The sequence below is a fragment of the Marinobacter sediminum genome (assembly GCF_023657445.1).
Taxonomy (GTDB): domain Bacteria; phylum Pseudomonadota; class Gammaproteobacteria; order Pseudomonadales; family Oleiphilaceae; genus Marinobacter; species Marinobacter sediminum_A.
This window is the reverse complement of sequence record NZ_JAGTWY010000001.1, coordinates 1,400,615-1,420,046: the sequence shown is the minus strand read 5'-3', so window position 1 is coordinate 1,420,046 and position 19,432 is coordinate 1,400,615. Positions and strand designations below refer to the sequence as shown.

At 49.2% G+C, this 19,432-nt stretch carries 15 protein-coding genes; 14 read left to right on the top strand and 1 reads right to left on the bottom strand.

Translation table 11 applies throughout. The features are described from left to right. Positions 1-22: 22 nt before the first annotated feature. From KFJ24_RS06780 to KFJ24_RS06715, 14 genes are all read left to right on the top strand, one after another. Positions 23-2,446 carry a type I restriction-modification system subunit M gene (locus KFJ24_RS06780; RefSeq protein WP_250830305.1) on the top strand — a complete coding sequence of 808 codons (2,424 nt, stop codon included), beginning with the start codon at positions 23-25 and terminating at the stop codon, positions 2,444-2,446. Positions 2,447-2,544: 98 nt separating this feature from the next. Further along, positions 2,545-3,720: a restriction endonuclease subunit S gene (locus KFJ24_RS06775; RefSeq protein WP_350455570.1), complete on the top strand. Its 1,176-nt coding sequence runs from the start codon at positions 2,545-2,547 to the stop codon at positions 3,718-3,720. Between the two features lie 92 nt (positions 3,721-3,812). After that, a complete protein-coding gene (locus tag KFJ24_RS06770; protein WP_250830304.1) occupies positions 3,813-6,854 on the top strand; it encodes a type I restriction endonuclease subunit R in 3,042 nt (1,013 codons plus the stop codon). A gap of 113 nt (positions 6,855-6,967) precedes the next feature. After that, a complete protein-coding gene (locus tag KFJ24_RS06765; protein ID WP_250830303.1) occupies positions 6,968-8,758 on the top strand; it encodes a GmrSD restriction endonuclease domain-containing protein in 1,791 nt (596 codons plus the stop codon). A 57-nt stretch (positions 8,759-8,815) separates the two neighbouring features. After that, complete coding sequence (locus tag KFJ24_RS06760; protein ID WP_250830302.1) at positions 8,816-9,439, top strand: hypothetical protein; 624 nt, start codon at positions 8,816-8,818, stop codon at positions 9,437-9,439. Positions 9,440-9,465: 26 nt separating this feature from the next. Then, entirely contained in the window at positions 9,466-9,618 is a 153-nt protein-coding gene (locus KFJ24_RS06755) for a hypothetical protein (RefSeq protein ID WP_250830301.1), read from the top strand. Between the two features lie 285 nt (positions 9,619-9,903). Beyond that, the gene (locus tag KFJ24_RS06750) at positions 9,904-11,526 is read left to right on the top strand and encodes a hypothetical protein (RefSeq protein WP_250830300.1); all 1,623 of its coding nucleotides are present in this window, start codon (positions 9,904-9,906) and stop codon (positions 11,524-11,526) included. 9 nt (positions 11,527-11,535) lie between these two features. Then, positions 11,536-12,243 carry an OmpA family protein gene (locus KFJ24_RS06745; protein WP_250830299.1) on the top strand — a complete coding sequence of 236 codons (708 nt, stop codon included), beginning with the start codon at positions 11,536-11,538 and terminating at the stop codon, positions 12,241-12,243. After that, positions 12,240-13,364: an HNH endonuclease gene (locus KFJ24_RS06740; RefSeq protein WP_250830298.1), complete on the top strand. Its 1,125-nt coding sequence runs from the start codon at positions 12,240-12,242 to the stop codon at positions 13,362-13,364. Before KFJ24_RS06745 ends, KFJ24_RS06740 begins: the two co-directional genes overlap by 4 nt. Before the next feature lie 41 nt (positions 13,365-13,405). Next, positions 13,406-14,488, top strand: coding sequence for a hypothetical protein (locus KFJ24_RS06735; RefSeq protein WP_250830297.1), 1,083 nt, complete (start codon positions 13,406-13,408; stop codon positions 14,486-14,488). A 196-nt stretch (positions 14,489-14,684) separates the two neighbouring features. Then, on the top strand, positions 14,685-15,305 hold the full coding sequence (locus tag KFJ24_RS06730; protein WP_250830296.1) for a hypothetical protein: 621 nt from the start codon (positions 14,685-14,687) through the stop codon (positions 15,303-15,305). Between the two features lie 177 nt (positions 15,306-15,482). Beyond that, positions 15,483-15,764 carry an HIT family protein gene (locus KFJ24_RS06725; RefSeq protein ID WP_250830295.1) on the top strand — a complete coding sequence of 94 codons (282 nt, stop codon included), beginning with the start codon at positions 15,483-15,485 and terminating at the stop codon, positions 15,762-15,764. Beyond that, positions 15,722-17,068: a DUF3883 domain-containing protein gene (locus tag KFJ24_RS06720; protein ID WP_250830294.1), complete on the top strand. Its 1,347-nt coding sequence runs from the start codon at positions 15,722-15,724 to the stop codon at positions 17,066-17,068. Before KFJ24_RS06725 ends, KFJ24_RS06720 begins: the two co-directional genes overlap by 43 nt. A gap of 114 nt (positions 17,069-17,182) precedes the next feature. Next, positions 17,183-17,698, top strand: a complete 516-nt coding sequence (locus tag KFJ24_RS06715) for an opioid growth factor receptor-related protein (RefSeq protein WP_250830293.1) — start codon at positions 17,183-17,185, stop codon at positions 17,696-17,698. Between the two features lie 35 nt (positions 17,699-17,733). Here KFJ24_RS06715 and KFJ24_RS06710 read toward each other — a convergent pair whose 3' ends face one another. Next, positions 17,734-19,359: a hypothetical protein gene (locus KFJ24_RS06710; protein ID WP_250830292.1), complete on the bottom strand. Its 1,626-nt coding sequence runs from the start codon at positions 19,357-19,359 to the stop codon at positions 17,734-17,736. Between the last annotated feature and the right edge of the window lie 73 nt (positions 19,360-19,432).

Here is a 19,432-nt window from a genome sequence, read left to right as displayed (position 1 = left end):
ATCCAAGCACCAGGAAGTATTAATGGATCACAGCGTACACAACAAACTCGTTTCATTTATCTGGAATATCGCCGACGACTGTCTGCGCGACGTGTACGTGCGCGGCAAATACCGTGACGTCATCCTGCCTATGGTAGTGCTGCGCCGCCTCGATACACTGTTGATGCCCACCAAGGAGGCAGTGCTGGATGAGGTGAAATTCCAGAAAGAGGAGATGGACGCCACCGAGCTGGACCCGGCCCCGCTGAAGGCCGCCGCTGGCTATGTGTTCTACAACGTCTCCAAGTGGACCCTCACCAGCCTGTACAACACCGCCACCAACAACCGCCAGATACTGCTGGCCAATTTTGAGGAATACCTCAACGGCTTCAGCCCCAACGTCCATGAAATCATCGAGCGCTTTGAGCTGAAGAGTAAAATCCAGCACATGGCCCACAAGGATGTGCTGCTGGACGTGATTGAGAAATTCGTCTCCCCTAAAATCAACCTCACCCCTAACGATGCCATCGATCCGGACGGCTATCGGCTGCCGGCCCTGTCCAACCTGGGAATGGGCTATGTGTTTGAAGAGCTGATCCGCAAGTTCAATGAAGAAAACAACGAAGAAGCCGGGGAACACTTCACCCCGCGGGAAGTGATCGAGTTGATGACCCACCTGGTCTTCGACCCGATCAAGGACGACCTGCCGCTCACCCTCACCGTGTACGACCCGGCCTGCGGCAGCGGTGGCATGCTCACCGAATCCCAGAATTTTATTGAAGAGAAGTATCCCTCAGACAACCGGGATATCTACCTCTACGGCAAGGAAATCAACGACGAAACCTACGCCATCTGTAAATCCGACATGATGATCAAGGGCAACAACCCGGAAAACATCAAGGTCGGCTCCACCCTGTCCACTGATGAATTCGCCTCCGATCGCTTCGACTTCATGCTTTCCAATCCGCCTTATGGCAAAAGCTGGGCGTCTGAGCAGAAGTACATCAAGGATGGTGGCGACGTTATCGATCCACGCTTCAAGCTCAAACTCAGAGACTACTGGGGCAACCTTGAAGACTGCGACGCGACACCACGCTCCAGTGACGGTCAGTTGCTGTTCCTCATGGAAATGGCCAACAAGATGAAAGACCCGGCCAGTGGCTCTAAAGGCAGCCGAATTGCTTCGGTCCACAACGGCTCCAGCCTTTTTACTGGTGATGCCGGGAGCGGCGAAAGCAATATCCGCCGCCACCTGATCGAAAACGACTGGCTGGAAACCATTGTCCAGCTACCCAACAACCTGTTCTACAACACCGGCATCACCACCTACATCTGGGTGCTGAATAACAACAAGCCGGAACACAGACGCGGCAAGGTGCAGCTGATTGATGCCAGCTTGTTGTATCGCAAGCTGCGCAAGAACCTGGGTAACAAGAACTGCGAATTCGCGCCTAAGCATATCGAGGAAATCACTCGCACTTACCTGGACTGTGCTTCGATCGAGCGCAAACTGGATGCGAACAACGACCCCGTTGGCATCGCCAGCCAGGTCTTTGAAAATGAGGACTTTGGCTACCACAAGGTCACTATCGAAAGGCCCGACCGCCGCAAGGCCCAGTTCTCGGAAGAACGCATCGCGGGCCTGCGGTTCGACAAGCAGATCAGCGAGGTGATGGAGCACCTCTATGCTGAACATGGCGACAAGGTCTACGACAAGACTGGCCATGGCAAGGACGACAAGCAGAGCTTCCTGAAAAGCATCGAAAAGGAGGTGATGGCCTGGTGTGAGGACAATGACATCAGCCTGAACACCAAGGCCAAAACCAAACTATTGGACGTTAAACGCTGGATAAGCTTCAAGGCGCTTTATGAGACTGCCCGTGAACTGATGGACGAGATCGGCCCGGAAGAATCCAGCGATTTCAACCAGTTCAAGAAGCAGGTGGACACCGAACTAAAGGCCAGAAAGCTCAAGGTTTCCGCTTCCGAAAAGAACTCCATTCTGAATGCGGTTAGCTGGTACGACGAAACTGCAGAAAAGGTGGTCAAGAAAGTAGTCAAGCTCAGTGGCGACAAGCTGGATGAGCTGCTGCACCGCTACGATTGCACCGAGGCCCAACTGCCAGACTTCGGCCTATATCCCACCGGCAATTCCAATGAATACATCAATTACGAATCCGGCTCGGACCTGCGTGACAGTGAATCGATTTCCCTGTTGAAGGATGGCGAGAAGCAGAGCATTCACGAGTATTTCCTGGAGGAAGTAAAGACCCATGTGGAGGAAGCCTGGATCAACCTCGATTCCACCAAGGTCGGCTATGAAATCAGTTTCAATAAATATTTCTACCGCCACAAACCACTGCGCTCACTTGAAGAAGTGGCTCAGGACATTATTGGGCTGGAGCGGAAGGCGGAGGGATTGATTGCGCAGATTCTGGGTGTGGATGTTGAGCAGGTGCAGGGATGAGTGTGGAGATGTCTACAGCAATGCCAAAGTATGAATCCTACAAAGATTCTGGCACAGATTGGCTGGGATAGAGACTAAAATTCATCGACACAGTTAAGATGGGGCAGTCTCCCGATTCTAACGATTGCAATGACCTAGAAATGGGGTTGCCTTTTCTTCAGGGTAATGCTGAGTTCGGTCTAGAACACCCAACTCCAAGGTTATGGTGTACTAGACCAAAAAAGATCTCGTCGAAAGGAGATCTACTGTTTTCTGTGAGAGCCCCTGTTGGAGCAATAAATCGCTCAGATCAGAGTTATTGCATAGGGAGAGGGTTGGCGGCGATTAATGTCCATAGTTCTCAGAAAGCTCTACGGAAGTTTCAACTCTTGGCCTCTGTAGAGTCATTCAAGAAATTATTAACTGGAAGCACCTTTGAGGCTATTTCAACAGATGATTTAAAGAACCTGCTCCTTTGTATTCCGAATGAAGGCGAAATAGGCCTCATTACCAACTTCCTCGATAAAAAAACCGCCCAAATCGACGAAGCCATTGCCATCAAAGAGCAGCAGATCGCCCTGCTGAAAGAGCTCAAGCAAATCATTATTCGAAAAGCCGTCACCCAGGGGCTTGATCCCAATGTGCCGATGAAAGATCCCGGCGTGGATTGGATTGGGGAGATTCCTGAGCATTGGAGAGTGGAATCTAACAGATCATTATTCGCTGAAAGTGTAGAGCCGGGAAGGGAGGGTCTGCCATTACTCTCAGTCTCTATTCATTCTGGGGTTTCAACTGAGGAAGTATCAGACGAAGACCATATTCGTGGGCGCGTTAAGATTCAGGACAAAACCAAATATGTGCTGGTTAAACCAGGTGATGTTGTCTTCAATATGATGCGCGCGTGGCAAGGTGGGATTGGTGCTGTAACGTCGGATGGCATGGTTAGTCCAGCATATATTGTCGCCCGGCCAAAAGCCGATATTTTGGCTGAGTTTTTTGAATACCAATATCGCTGCCCAGAGTTTATTCAGCAGATGGATAGGTATTCAAAAGGCATTACTGATTTTCGAAAGAGGCTTTATTGGGATAGCTTCAAACAGTTGCAAACAGTTGTCCCGCCAAAGTCTGAACAGATAGATATTATCAGGTATATACAGGAGGCGTCTGCAGCTGCCGATTCTGGAGTTAGCCTTCTTGTCTCTCAAATCGAGAAGCTAAAGGAATACAAAACCACCCTGATCAACAGCGCCATCACGGGAAAAATCAAAGTCACATCCGACATGGTAGAAGCATGATCTTGAATCAAGAAGGCGGCGAGTGAATAACATCGACGGCCAGCACCGCATGATTGCGTCGCTAGAACATCATTACAGGCATGGAGTGAAATATGGTCAGCCAAACCAATGAGCAGGCGCTGGAAGCTGCCATCGAGCAGGCATTAACGGGCTTGACTACAGAGGCCATCAAGCAGGCTGGCAAGGTAAAAGAGACCCCGGCGGATGATCTGGTTGCGAATAACGGTTTTCACTTGGGCTTGCCCTCGGACTTCAATGCCCAGTACGCCCTTGATGAAAAGCAGTTCTGGCGCTTTGTTGAGCAGACTCAGGAAAAAGAGCTGGCCAAGCTGAAAAAGCACAATCCTACTGACTGGGATCGCAAGCTTCTGGAACGTTACGACCGACTCATCAAGAAGCATGGCATTTTGCACCTGCTCAAGAAGGGGCTGGCGGTGGACGATGCACATTTTCACCTGATGTATCCCGCCCCGCTGGCCAGCAGCAGTGAGAAGGTGAAGCAGAACTACTCCGCTAATATCTTCAGTTGTACCCGGCAGGTGCGCTATTCACTGGCCAACCCGCTCCATGAGATTGACATGGTGCTGTTCCTGAATGGTATGCCGTTGGTGACCATGGAGCTGAAAAACGCTTGGACCGGGCAGACCGCCCGTTACCATGGCCAGAAGCAGTATCGTGAAAGCCGGGATATCCATCAGCCGCTGCTGCACTTCGCACGCTGTCTGGTCCACATGGCCGTGGATACCGATGAGGTCTACATGACCACCAAGCTGGACGGCAAATCGACCTTTTTTCTGCCGTTCAATAAGGGTCATAACCACGGCAAGGGCAACCCGCCTAACCCCAATGGCCACAAAAGTGCGTACCTGTGGCAGGAAGTGTTTACCAAGGACAGCCTGGCCAACATCATCCAGCATTTCGTGCGCTTGGATGGCAGCAGCAAGGACCCGCTGAGAAAGCGGACGCTGTTTTTCCCCCGTTACCACCAGATGGATGTGGTGCGTAAGCTGGTAGCCCATGTAGAGGATCATGGCGTGGGCCATACCTACCTGATTCAGCATTCTGCCGGTTCGGGTAAATCCAACTCGATTACCTGGGCAGCTTATCAGCTGATCGAGACTTATCCTGCGTCAGCCGAGGCTGCCGGCGGCAAGGCGATGGATCACCCGCTGTTCGATTCCGTGATTGTAGTGACTGATCGCCGGCTTTTGGACAGACAGATACGGGACAACATCAAAGAGTTTTCTGAGGTAAAGAACATTGTCGCGCCGGCTTTTAAGTCGTCAGAGCTGAAAAGCGCACTTGAGAGTGGCAAGAAAATCATCATTACAACGATTCAGAAGTTTCCATTTATTGTGGACGGGATCGAAGATCTGGGTGAAAAGCGCTTTGCGGTGATCATTGATGAGGCACACAGCTCACAGTCAGGTACCGCGCACGACAACATGAACCGGGCTATGGGTGAGAATGGAGGGCAGGATGATGACGAGGACGATCAGGACCAGATCCTGAAGGCTATGCGCTCGCGCAAGATGCGCGGGAATGCCTCCTATTTAGCGTTCACCGCGACGCCCAAGAACACCACTCTGGAGAAGTTTGGTGAGAAGCAGGCGGATGGCAGCTACAGGGAGTTCCACCTGTATTCCATGAAGCAGGCCATCGAGGAAGGCTTTATTCTTGATGTGTTGGCCAATTACACCACCTACAAGGGCTACTATGAGATTGAAAAATCCATAGCCGAAAACCCCTTATTCGATACCAAGAAGGCCCAGAAGAAGCTACGTGCCTATGTTGAGAGTAGCCAGCAAACCATCGATACCAAAGCGGAGATCATGCTTGAGCATTTCATCCCCCAGGTGGTGAACACCAAAAAGCTCAAGGGTAAGGCCAAGGGCATGGTGGTGACCCAGAATATTGAGACTGCTATCCGCTACCACAAGGCAATTACTCGGCTGCTGGAGAAGAATGGCAACCCATTCAAAGCCCTGGTGGCTTTCTCGGGCACAAAGGAAGTGGATGGCATTGAGTATACCGAAGCCGAGATCAACGGCTTCTCCGATAACGACACCAAAGATAAGTTTGATACGGACGAATATCGCCTGCTGGTGGTGGCCAACAAGTACCTAACAGGTTTTGACCAGCCAAAGCTCTGTGCCATGTATGTGGACAAGAAGCTGGCCTCGGTGATGTGTGTGCAGACCCTGTCACGCCTCAATCGTTCCGCGCCCAAGCTGGGCAAGAAGACGGAAGATCTCTTCATTCTTGATTTCTTCAATTCCACGGACGATATCAAGACCGCTTTCGACCCGTTTTATACCGCTACATCCCTGTCTGGCGCCACGGATGTGAATGTGCTCCATGAGCTCAAGGATGCGATGGATGATGTGGGCGTCTACGAATGGTACGAAGTCGAGGATTTCGTGAAGCGCTATTTCATTGGGGAGGACGCCCAGACCCTGAGCCCGATTATTGATTTAGCGGCATCCCGGTTCGAGCATGAGCTGGACCTGGAGGACGACGAGAAAGTCGATTTCAAGATCAAAGCCAAGCAGTACGTGAAGATATACGGCCAGATGGCATCCATCATGCCGTATGAAATCGTTGCTTGGGAAAAGCTGTTCTGGTTTTTGAAGTTCCTGGTTCCGAAACTGAAAGTGAAAGAGCCAGGCGCTGATGCCATCGATGAGCTTCTGGAGTCTGTCGATTTAAGTTCATACGGCCTGCAGAGGGTGAAACTGAACCACTCAATTTCGCTGGATGAAGAGGAATCAGACGTTGACCCTCAAAATCCTAATCCTCGTGGCGCTCATGGGGGAGACAAGCAAACAGATCCTTTGGACGATATTGTCCGCACTTTTAATGAACGGTGGTTCCAGGGCTGGAGTGCTACGCCAGAAGAGCAAAAGGTCAAATTCATCAATATTGCGGAAAGCATCAAGCAGCATCCCGATTTTGAGGCCAAGTACCAAAACAACCCTGACCCACATAACAGGGAGTTGGCGTTCGAGAAGATGTTAAAAGAGGTGATGCTGCGCCGCAGGAAAGATGAGCTGGAGCTTTATAAAATGTTTGCGGGAGATCCTGCATTCAAAGCTGCTTGGATGCAGAACATGCAGCGGATGGTTGATTATTGATTATCGGCTTTCTATTGAGCATCCGTGTCAACTGAAAAGAGGTTGAAGATTGCTTTAACCTGACGGAGCGTCACGGCATCACTTGATCTAAATCTGGAAAGGACATCGAGGCTATGGCCAAGTACGAAGTAAAACAAACTGCAGTCAGCCAGGTGCTCTCTGATGTGCGGTCCGACAAGATAGCCATCCCGGAGTTACAGCGGCCCTTTGTTTGGAAGACCTCCCAAGTTCGCGATCTAATGGATTCGCTCTACAACGGTTACCCAGTGGGCTACTTGATTACCTGGCAATCTGTTGGCGCTAAGTTAAAAGGCGGGCAGGTGGCGGCTCATCAACAGATTCTGATCGATGGTCAGCAGCGCGTCACCGCCTTACGTGCAGCCATCGCAGGGCAGCCCGTGGTTGGCAGGCAGTACGACAAGAGACGAATCGCGATTTCTTTTAACCCTTTGACCGAGGAGTTCGCCACCAGGACTCCTGCGATCAGCAATAGTAGTCAGTGGATTCATGACATCAGTGAGTTCTTCTCTGGTAACAGTCAGCTGACTTTTTTAAGGCAGTATTTCGATCGAAACCCCGGTGTGGACGAGGCTCAAGTTGAGTCTGCGGTCACACGGTTGGCTGCGATTGAGAATGCTCAAGTTGGTGTGATCTCGCTGGCGGACAACCTCGATGTGGATACGGTTGCAGAGATCTTTGTTCGCATCAACGCAAAAGGTGTCCCATTGTCGAGCGCGGATTTTGTGATGAGCAAAATCGCAACCTATGGGGACGAGGGCCGCAATTTACGAAAGCTGATTGATTACTTTTGCCATCTGTCTGTATCTGGACATGCCTATGAAGATATCCGCGAGAATGACCGGGAGTTTGCCGATTCGGGCCACTTGGCAAAAATACAGTGGCTGCAAAGTCAATCTGATGAATTGTTTCAACCAGAGTATAACGACGTTATTCGCATAGCCGGATTAGTCGGATTCAGTCGCGGTAAGGCTGGTGCCATTGTGAGCGAATTATCGGGTCTAGACCCGGCCACACGGAAAATAGATGAGAGCCGGATTCCGGATGCGTTCGCTAGGTTTGGGCATGCATTGGATGAGCTGGTACGCAAGACGCACGTTGAACGCTTCGTCATGATGATTAAGTCTGCAGGCTTCATTGATTCATCCATGATTGGCTCAAAGAACGCGTTCAACTTTGCGTATGCGCTTTATTTGCGTCTTCGCAGCAACGATCAAATGTCTGAGGGCGAGCGTTCGAGACTAGTTAAGCGCTGGTTTGTGATGACCTTGCTCACCGGTCGAGCCGTCGGAAGTTTCGAGTCGACCTGGGAGACGGATCTTCGCCGAATCGAAGAGCAGGGCGTGGACGACTATTTGCGCCTCATTGAGGCCTCAGAGCTTGGCGAGGGCTTTTGGGATGTTGCGCTTCCGCAGGAGCTTGTCTCGCCCAGCAGGCGCAGCCCCGCGTTTCAGATTTATTTGGCTGCACGAGTTAATAGATCAGCGCGTGGCTTTCTGTCGAAATCGATCAACGTGGCCCAAATGATCGAAGGGCATGGTGACATGCACCATATCGTTCCCAAAAACCACTTGGTGAAAAATGGATATCCCAAACAGGGAGATTACAACCAGGTCGCGAACTTCGCGCTCACCGAAACGCCAATCAATATCGCGATTAAGGATAATCCGCCGAGAGAGTACATGGCCTGGTTGAACCGCCAGATCGAGACGGGCGAGCTGAAAATCGGTGAGATCACGCAGCAGAGCGACCTCGAAGCAAACCTTAAAGAAAATGCTATTCCTGATTTTATAAATGAGGTCTCTGCTGAGAATTACCCACAGTTTCTCGAAGCAAGGCGGAAATTGATGGCTCAAACAATCCGTGATTTTTACTGGGACTTGTGATTTCAGCTGAATGTGTTTCAAGCATTCACCATGCCGCTACTTTGAAGGACAGGGAACATGGTTGCCGGAAAGGATGCTCAACGCACTCAGGGGGATCTTTTTGAACATCAGGAAGAAAGGCAAGTTTTGGATGAGCTACTTGCTGAGTCGAAGCTATATCACCAAAGCCGGGACTATCTCGAGCTTTTGGATTTCGTTTCTCGATTTAGGCAGTACGCTCCGTTCAATGCCATGCTTCTTCAGATTCAAAAGCCTGGTCTGAGTTACGCAGCTAGCCTGAAAGATTGGAAGCACAGATTTGGGCGAGAGCCGAAGAAAAAGGCCCGGCCCTTGATCATAATGAAGCCCTTCGGGCCGGTGATGCTGCTCTACGACATCATGGATACAGTGGGGCGAGCTGTCCCCGATGACGCGTTCAGCTTTCCTGCCAAAGGAGATGTCACCCAGCAGAATATATCCCGTTACATCACTCTCATCGAAAAGGTTGGGATTCGAAGTGAATATTTTGATGCGGGTGATCGCAGTGCGGGTTCTATTCAGCGTTTGGGAAGTTACCTGGAAGGTGAGCCCACGGGTAGGATACGTTTTCAGCTCAATCTCAACAGGAACCATGACGCACCCATCCAGTTCGCCACGTTTATTCACGAATTATGGGAAACCGGGACAGATCTATTTCGATAGTCCAGAGCCTTGCAGAGTGCTTGCAGGTGGCCTTTGATGGCGGCGGCAAGCGCGTTGCGCTGCCTATTACCAGTGCGGCAGATATTCCTACTGTGCCTGGAGAGTTGTTCACCAAGTTCCAGACGAGCTTTTATGCGGATCCGGTGGATGAGGTTTTCAAAGCGTTGGGTGTGGACTAGGAACATGGATTAAGGTTTGAAATGCGAGCAGGGGTGACCGGTAATTAAAGTATTAAAGGTAATCCCTTGCTCTATTTAGTTGCCTTTGCAAATGTTTTTAAAATCAATGAATAAGCTGAACAAAATTTCAAACCAAGCCTTTCTCTTTTGTTCAATCTGACGCATTATTCGACGTATAACTAAAATTAAGCCTATCAGCCAGTAAGCGACAATGGATGTCGGAATTCCCCGCTTGTTTTCCTTTACATCCCATCTGTCACTTCAACTTCAAAAAATGGAGTCTTTATGCTTTCAGCCCCCTTGGAGAGCGCCGTTGCCTCGATTCAAGTTGGTTTGGTGACAGATATCTTCATCGGCCTGCTCTTGGCCGTGTTTCTTCTTTCATGCGTTTGGAAGCGCTCAAATAAGCATCATGCGTTTACTCAATATGCGCCAACGCTACTGACAACTCTGGGTATTCTGGGCACCTTTTTTGGTATTGTTGCCGGCCTTCTGGCTTTTGACGTCAACAACATAGATGGCAGCATTGAGGGCCTGCTGAGTGGTATGAAAACAGCCTTCATAACCAGCCTGGTAGGGATGTTGTTTTCCATCATCTACAAGGTGCTTGTTTCTATTGGCATCCTCTATGTCGCTGACAGTGAGGAAATCGACGAAGACCAGATCGGCGTCGCCGAGCTTTACAGCGTTATGCGTGAACAACGCGACGGCATTGGTGCTTTGAATCAGGCAATCGGCAGTGGCGATGAGTCAAGCCTGACGGGCCAGATGAAGTTGCTGAGATCTGACGTCAATGATGCCAGTAAACAATCCCGCAAGGACTTCGAGGAGTTTCAGGAAAAGCTCTGGCTCAAACTTCAGGACTTTGCAGACATGCTTTCCAAGTCTGCGACCGAAACGGTCATTGAGGCTTTGAAGCAGGTCATCAGTGATTTCAACAACAACCTCACCGAGCAATTCGGCGATAACTTTAAGGAACTGAATAGCGCGGTCGAAAAGCTGGTCGAGTGGCAGGAAAACTATAAGGTTCAGCTCGATGACATGACCCAGCAATACGCGCAGGGAGTTACTGCGATCACTGAAACTGAGTCTGCCGTTGCGAAAATCCAGGAACACACTACCCAGATCCCGGATTCGATGAACAAGCTGGGCGAAGTAATGACGATCAACCAGCACCAGATTGATGAGCTTGGGCGTCACCTGGAAGCCTTCAAAGACGTTCGCGATAAAGCGGTTGAAGCAGTTCCGTCTTTAAAAGAGCAGATTGGCCTTACTGTGGATGGTGTTCAGGATGCCTCTAAACAGTTGGTAGAGGGCATCACTAAAGCGACTGAGAGCTATCAGGAAGTGATCTCACAAGGTGTCACCGAATTTACTGATAGCGCCCGCCAGGTCAACGAGTCCCTGCAAAGTACTTCTGACGCCATGTACAAAAGCTCTGAGCAGACCAGTCAACTGTTCTCTGACATGGCGGACGACCTCCACAGCAATTTCCGCACTTTGGCGGCTGAAATGAATGATCAGACCAAGTCGATTGGTGATTCGCTGCGCGAATCTGGAAAAGCGGTGGTTGATGAGGCAGGCAGGAGCCGAGAGACGTTTGAGGCCGGTCTGGAAGGAATGCGGAATCAGCTTAATACCAACCTTGAGCAGATGGCAGACCAGCAGGCTGCGCAGTTCCAGAACCTGGTTACAGGCCTCAAAGAAGCGATGGAACAGTCTGTTCGCAAAAGCGCGGAATCTGTCGAGGGAAGCATTGAGATCCTCGACCAGGCATTACAGTCTGAAATTAACCGCTCCATGGAGCAGATGGGGCAGGCTCTTGTCTCAATTACCGGCCAGTTTACCGAGGACTATCGAAGCTTAGTTGATCAAATGAACCAGGTTGTTCGCGCTAACGCTTCATAAGGAATCGGTATGGCAGAGTTCTTAAAGCCGAAGGCTTCAGAGCAAGAGGAAAACCACTGGCTTTCTGTATCAGACCTTATGGCGGGTTTGATGGTGGTATTTTTGTTCATTGCGATTGCGCTCATGCGAGATGCTTTGATAGAGCGAGACCGCATCAAAGAAGTGGCCGTTGCCTACCAGGAAACCCAGGTTGATATTTATAACGCGCTTGTTGATGAGTTTTCGCAGGATCTTGAGCGTTGGAACGCGGAAATTGATCAAGAAACCCTTACGTTCACTTTTAAGTCACCCGATGTGCTTTTTCCAAGGGGTGAGATCGAGCTGACCAGTGAGTACCAGGCCTTGCTCAGTGATTTTTTTCCGCGCTACATGGAGGTTCTTGATGGCTTCAAGGATTCCATTAATGAGGTTCGGATAGAGGGGCACACCAGCAGTATCTGGAATCGTGCGACCAGCCCGACCGACGCTTATTTTTTGAATATGGCGTTGTCTCAGGGGCGGACTCGAAGCGTACTGGAATACATTTACCGACTAGAGGAAATTGAACGCTATCAGAGTTGGATTAAGTCTCACATTGCAGCTGTTGGATTTTCATCTGCTAAACCCGTGGTCGGGGAAGATGGTAAAGAAGATTTTGGTAAAAGCCGGCGTGTGACTTTTCGGGTGATCTCTAATGCTGACGTTCGCATCAAGCAGATATTGGAGATTGATGAATGAAGCTGAATTTCCCGGTGGACCAGCTTTGGAACCAGGTCCGGAAAATGGGCGCTTCTGAGCGAGCCTATTCGCTGGATGTTTCCCCTCCCGACCCTTTGCCGGACATCGTCAACCGGTTTAACGAGGGTGGCGAAGAGATCGAGCTCAAGGATGTTGAAAATGTTGGCGGTTTGCTCAGTAGCCATGGGGCCCAGATCGTCCTCTATATCCCCGATCAAGGACAGAGTATTGATGAAGTCCTCGAGGATGGCCATCGGGGGAAAAAGGTTCATGTGGCAGATTGCGTAACGCTTGAACAGATGCGTCAGCGAAATCGGTTCCAACGATACCAGGCGATAGTCAATACCTCCGGAGACTTTGATGTTTTTGGGTTCTCCAGAACCAAATCAAAACCGGAGGAGGGTGTTGCCCGGCTGCGGGTATGCATCAACTGCCTTAAACATTTGAACTACAAAGGCTACGTTTCTAGCCCGTCACAACAACGAGAGATCTTGAAACAGTTCGACCTAAAGAATTTCTTCGCTCATTACAGCTCGCTATTTCGCTATCTGCCAAAGTCTTTCATCGAGAAAAAGGGCCATTACGCGGATAACTGGAAAGAAATCTCACTTAGATACAGAGAGCGCAAAAACTTCGTTTGTGAGAGCTGTGGTTTGGACCTCACTCAGCATAAGGCACTTCTCCACACGCATCACATCGACGGGAACAAACGAAACAATAACGAGATCAATCTGCAGGCGCTATGTGCCGATTGCCATCGGAAGCAGCCTTTGCACGATCATATGTACATCAAACAGAAAGATATGGCGCTGATTCAAAAGCTACGGAAACAGCAGAATATACTTGGTGATGCAACGAGCTGGGACGATCTTTTTGCCTTGATCGACTCTTCGTTTGAAGGTCTTCTGAGGCTCTATCAGAAACAGGGCAGCATGAAGCCGGAAATTGGTTATGAAATCATCGGCTCTGGTGGCAAGGTCTTGGCCCAGTGTGGAATCGCCTGGCCCTCTGCAAAGTATGCTGTTGTTAGAAGCCCTGAGGAGAAAAAAATCCTAGAGGCAGTAACTTGGAAAGCCGTGACGCTTGAAGATGCACTACGTGGATTTAGAGATCGAAAGTAGCGTTTTCAGGATGAAATTATTGATGATGGACTAACACTAATATGTCATTTTTTTATAAAAAAACACCAACCACTTCAATTGATCAGTTTTCTAAGGATTTTTTTAGTTTTCCGCCAAAGCCGCTGAGTTCTAAGGTAATAAATAATAAATTCGATATTCTGTCCCTGAGAGTCGTTGGTGGTAAATACTATACACTCACTCGTGTGTTCAAGGTTTTTAGAAGAGATCCGGAAAAAGAATGTGATCCAATTGTCAGGGAAATGATTTTAAAGGCAAGGAGTTCTTTTTCAGAACTGAGAGCTTTGATTAAAGAGCTTAGAGCTGACTTCTTAAACCTTAACAGTCTCGTAAAGTTGCTTGCAGTTCTACTATTTTTGGTCATTTTGCCGTTTGTGTTGGTATTCGCTATCTTCGCCTTTCTAAGATTTATTCTTCTTTTATCTAAGGTCGAATCGATTGGAACTGGGTCACTCGGGTTTTTCTCTCCAAAAACCCAAGACAGCAGTGAGATTGTCGTAATGCCAGCTAAAATAAAGAAGGCTGAAATTTCTGTTGATTCGGTAATCTCCCATGAGCACATTCATCTGATGCAAGATTCCTGTTTTTCTGAAGGATCGAGCGACATCATTGATGCTGAGTCTGCAATCAATTTGAAAAAGTTTCTGAAAGAAGAGTATTTAGATTCGAGTCGTTCCTACTATTATTTTAAGCTTAAAGAAGTTGAGGCAAGGCTGCATGAGATTGTTCTTTCGTATTATAGAAAATATGAAAATTTACCTATGGACTATCAAGGATTCTTGTCGTTCATTCAGGGATGTGAAGTAATCGGAGGAGACGTACAGCGTATTCTTAAATTATATGGCGCTGATACTCCGACTGTTAAAATTAAAACGTATAGTATGAGAGAACCGATTCCAGCAGAAGATTTACTGATAATGCTTTATTATTTCGATGATTTTCAACATGCAAAGAGATTTGTTTGCGAGGCGCTTTCCGTGATGTATGGAAATCTCCTTCTGATTTATGGTGACTCCGAGAAAGCTTACGAGTATCTCAATACGGTTGAATCGCAGGATTTTTATTACCAGATCTATGGCGAAAATGCCTCGCTAACCGTTAGGTAGGGTAGTCGAAACAAGCCTAAGGGCTAGCGAGACTGGCAGCTATTCTCTTCGTTCAGTCGGGACGTGCTTTCTGCAGGAGTTGGTATGTGAGTATGAGCAAAATTAGCTCAGACTTCAGTGCGCTGCGCCTGCCCAGAAACTGCTCGACAGTATTGTTTGAATTTGGATTATCAAACGGATAAGGAAATAAGCCACTATGCCATTACAAAATCGTGTGACTCCCGACGGGAGCGTTAAACGATATAGTGCCAAGGGCACTTTCATGGGCAATCGTGGTGTTCTGCACGATTCTAGAAAAGAGCTGAAGCGGCAGTTCAAAACCAAAGCATGGATTACCTGCCTTCTCGAGTTCAAAGGCAGAAAAAGAGAGTTGATGTCGCCTAATGCATATACGGAGCTCTTTTTCTTGGACGAGGTTACGGCGTTCGCAGCAGGGCACAGGCCTTGCGCTGAATGCAGACGCACCCGCTATAACGAATTCCGGGACGCATGGATGAGGGCCAATGCCGGAGACGTTAGCTCGTCAATTCGTGCTCCAGAAATGGATGAAATTCTGCACAGAGAACGAATGGATGATGATAAGAAATTGACATGGCAGAGTTCACTGGCTGACTTGCCGCATGGCACGATGTTTATTGTGAATGATGAAAGCTATGCTGTTTGCGATGGCAAACTTTTGAAATGGAGCTTTTCGGGTTATGGCTCAGCAGACTCTGAGACGTTGCCTGAAAAGGTCGATGTTTTGACTCCGCGATCTGTTGTTAATATTTTTACCAGTGGCTTTAGGCCGGAATTCCATCCAACTGCTACATTGTGACTGGAATAAGTTGATGGGCATAAGAGGTAGGCGCTGAATCCAGGCATTGAGAGGGAGCTACCAATGGAACACGATTGTCCTTTCTGTAGTCTTCCTACTGAAGATCGAAAAGTAGGGTTACCTGTAAACGAACTAGCTCATTCGCGAATGGACGGTTTCCCGGTTTCAGAGGGTCACTTGCTTATTATCCCAAATCGCCATGCCGCTGACTGGTTCGATCTCTCGGCTGCTGAACAGCAAGCCATCATGGAGCTGATCGAGCAAGGTAAGCAATGGCTTGAAGAGCGTTATCAGCCGGATGGATACAATATTGGTATGAACTGTGGAGCGGCAGCAGGTCAGACGGTTCTGCACATGCATTGTCACCTGATTCCGAGGTACGCGGGAGATCAACAAGATCCACGTGGTGGTGTGCGATGGATTATCCCGGAGAAAGCGGATTACTGGAGTGGTCGGTGAGTTTGCTTTATTACGAGAAGCGCTTCTCAACGCTTCGAGTGAACAGTGGTGGTGCTAATAAGAGCCCTCACAAAGTGGCCATGTTGCAGGCGGTCATGGATCTTGTTGAGTCGGGTGAAGTTGCGAATAATCGCTTCTATTTTGACGACGATCTTAAAAGCCACTTCACTAAGCGTTTTCAAGCACTGGCTTCGCCCTCGGATCGGAACAATCCTCACTTACCGTTTTTCCATCTCCAAAGCGAAGGGTTTTGGCACCTCAAAGTTAGACCTGGTCAGCATGAGTCATATGAGCAACTGACTACGGCGACATCGCAAGGAGTTATTTACGCCCACATCGACCATGCGTATCTAGACGATGAGTTGTTCGAGCTGCTGGGCAACCAGATTGCCCGCGAGCTTCTCAGATCCGCGCTGTTGAATAGCCTTGATGAGAAGTCGATTCGTGACCTTCTGCAACCTGAACGCGGTGGTTGGGACTGGTTGGAGTGCGAGTTTCTGGTCAATGATTACGTGACGATGCTCGAGAAACACCTAGTCGGTGCGCCCTACAGCAAAGCAGCGCACCGCAGGGAACTGCAACCGCGTTTGAATAATCGCTCCGAGGGATCGGTCGAATACAAACACCAGAACGTCAGTGCTGTGCTATTGGAATTGGGGCTTCCATACATCCCCGGCTACAAACCCGCGTTCAACTATCAGCAACAGCTCAAGCAGGTGGTTCTGTCTTACCTTGCAGGCCATCAGAAGGTCGTTGATGACGTAAACCTGGTCGCAGACAAAGTCGCCGACGAGCCAGAATATTATGATCTTGGCTGGGATTCGGTGTTCGATCCGGAACCGCCAGAGCGTATTCCTCATGTGGTCGAGGGCAGGCCCAGTTATCTGGCGAAACGTATCGACTTCTCTGAACGTGAGCGTCGCAACCGACAGCTTGGGGAGCGAGCAGAAGAATTCGTGCTTCGGATGGAGCGGCAGAGGCTTACCGCACAAGGTCGGTCTGACTTGGCGGCAGAGGTCGAGTGGTCCAGTAAGGAACGAGGAGACGGGTTGGGTTTCGACATTCGGTCTTTCGATGCGTCAGGGGATCAAGAGCGCTTCCTGGAAGTTAAGGCGACGAACTCCGGAAAGTATCTACCGTTTTTCATTAGCGAGAACGAGCGAGCGTTTTCCAATGATTATTCAGACGCGTTCCGTCTGTATCGGGTTTATGAATTTACTACCGCTCCGAGATTCTTTATTTTGCCGGGATCGATTGAACAGCATGTTCAGTTGTTGCCGCAAAACTATAGAGCTCGTTTTTAGAGTGAAACCTCTCTTATCAGTGCTGGCAGATGATGTTTTCCAGAAGCGCGTGGCAGACCCCGCATATTAAATGAGCATTGCGGTCTTATTCTGAGCTGATATAGCGAGCTTTCCGTGGACTCAAATACAACCAAAATAGTCTTGTTTACGCTAGGCGAGGCACCCGATCATCGCGGCCGCCTGATCAGCGATATCTGGGGTATGAGTGACGAGGCCCTCGAATCCACTCACGACTATATTCAGTGGCTTTTCCCTATTCCGGAAGGGAACTCTTACAACGACTTTGCCCCGCTGCTCACCGCAGAGGCTGCAAACTGGTTTCATCGAAACCCGGAGCTTCAGGCGCAGCAGAAAAAATCGCTGGATCGGATGGTCCGGTTTTTTGGATTGAAAGCGACGGGTTCTGGCTTTGAAGCGGCTTTGCACCTGAACGGGCGCGATCACCTTTGGCTGAGGCAGTTTGATCACAATCATCGCCGTATCAGCCGGATTATTCAGAGTCTTCATCTATGTCACCAACCGAAGCTGGCCAGGTCGTTTCGCGAGGTAGTAGTGCAGGTCGGGCAACGGCAGGGTGATGTTTCTGATGCGACTGTTGGATTTTGGAGAACAGCAACAGAGGAGCGGTGAATTCGGTTTTATCTCTCTTAAGCCGGTCGTGTGATCTAGCCCAACAATAATGATACGACACCCGCGACACCCGCAGAGATTGCGCCGTCAGAAACAAGCTTTTCCTTCTCTTTCTGGCTCAGCTGGTCTTCTTTCAGCAAAACCCGAACATTTCTCGCTAGGGTTACCATGCCGGCAACAGCCATACTGGAGACAATTCCAGAGCCCGAATAGTTGTCGAGGTCGTCGATTACGCCATCAACATCATTGGTTAGCTGCTCATTTGTGAAACCAGTTGATTCAATGTCTGAGGATGTACTGGCTACTTCCTCAGTCGCAAAGACGTGCGTTGATTCGTATTTTTCGTTGTGTTCACGAATTAATGAAAGATAATTCGTCGCCTTCAGTTGGACCTCATTGACCTCACCTGTAGTTAGATTCGTTATCACTACATCGGCACCTTGGTGATTTGTGGCATCAAATAGTTCCACTACATATTCATCACCGTCATTATTTTCCTCGTGTGCGAAACGAATTTCGTGGTAAATGCCTTTGACATTATTGGTCAGACCCGGAAGTTGCGAGGGCTCTAGCGATTGGACGTAGGTAGCCAGCTCTTCTGGCGATGCCTCCGTCAAGTCTGAGTTGGATCGTCTCATCGCCGCCAAAACAAGCTTTTCGTTATCGTTAAAGGAGTCAATATCATTAGCCAACAAGCGGACTAAAACCGCACTCACGACTCCCGTAGAAACATTAGATTGACGCGTTGACCATTCTTGCAAGTATCCGGATGCGTTTTTTATTTTATTAATTGCGGAATTGAGGCGTTGTCGCGCCATATATGGCCAGCTATTTACCTTTGTCTGCACATCGACCAATTCTTTACAGAGCGGCATGAGCGCCTCACCGTATAAGTGCTTTGCTGATACAGGATCAATCGCATGCGTAATTTTATTTTTCTCGCGAAATGCGACAGCCAGTGCTAGGCAGGCATCAACAATCCGTCGCTCCTGCTCTTCCAGTTCCGAGCGTTGCCGTTTTTCCCCATACACGAATCTTTTTGAAGCCCACGTCACGCCTATAGCTGCTCCAATTCCTCCTGCGATTGCAGCCACAGTAATGACAAGCGAGCCGACTAAAACCGAACCACCAACCCAGGCTAATGCGGCGCTAGTAAAGGCGGCGCCAGATAGAGAGCCTATTGCCGTGCCAGTTCCTGCTGTACCCAACAATGATGCAACTGAAAATATACCGGCCGTGGCACTGGCAGCACCCACCTTTGAGGCAACACCTTTGCTGATCTTTGAAGATGCGCCACTTTCATTTCTCAACACTGCGTCAGAAGTATCTTCACAGGCTTGCGCCATTCGTAAATACCAGTTTTTTTCATTTGTCGGCTCATTCATTGCCGCGTATTTCTTGTAAGTCCAGTCGGTGGCACCAACAACAGCTTTTTTCCCACCCAAAGCGATCTGTCGAGATGTTGTGGCAGCTTTATCCAGGGCGTCGCCGGTTGAGAATTCATCGACGGCAGACGTAAGTTTTTTGGTGACTTCCACGCCAAACTCACGAGATTTTGCGGCGGCATCGCTATCTTTAATATGTTGCGTGATAGCGTGGGCTTTCCCTTTAACCTCAGAAATGGAGGCACTTGTCTTTTTTTTGATCTTGTTCCAATCCATAGAAGCGTCCGTTTCCTTCGACTTAGGCAGGTACTGAAGCTTAGCTCAGAATCACGTAGGGGGCCCGACCAGC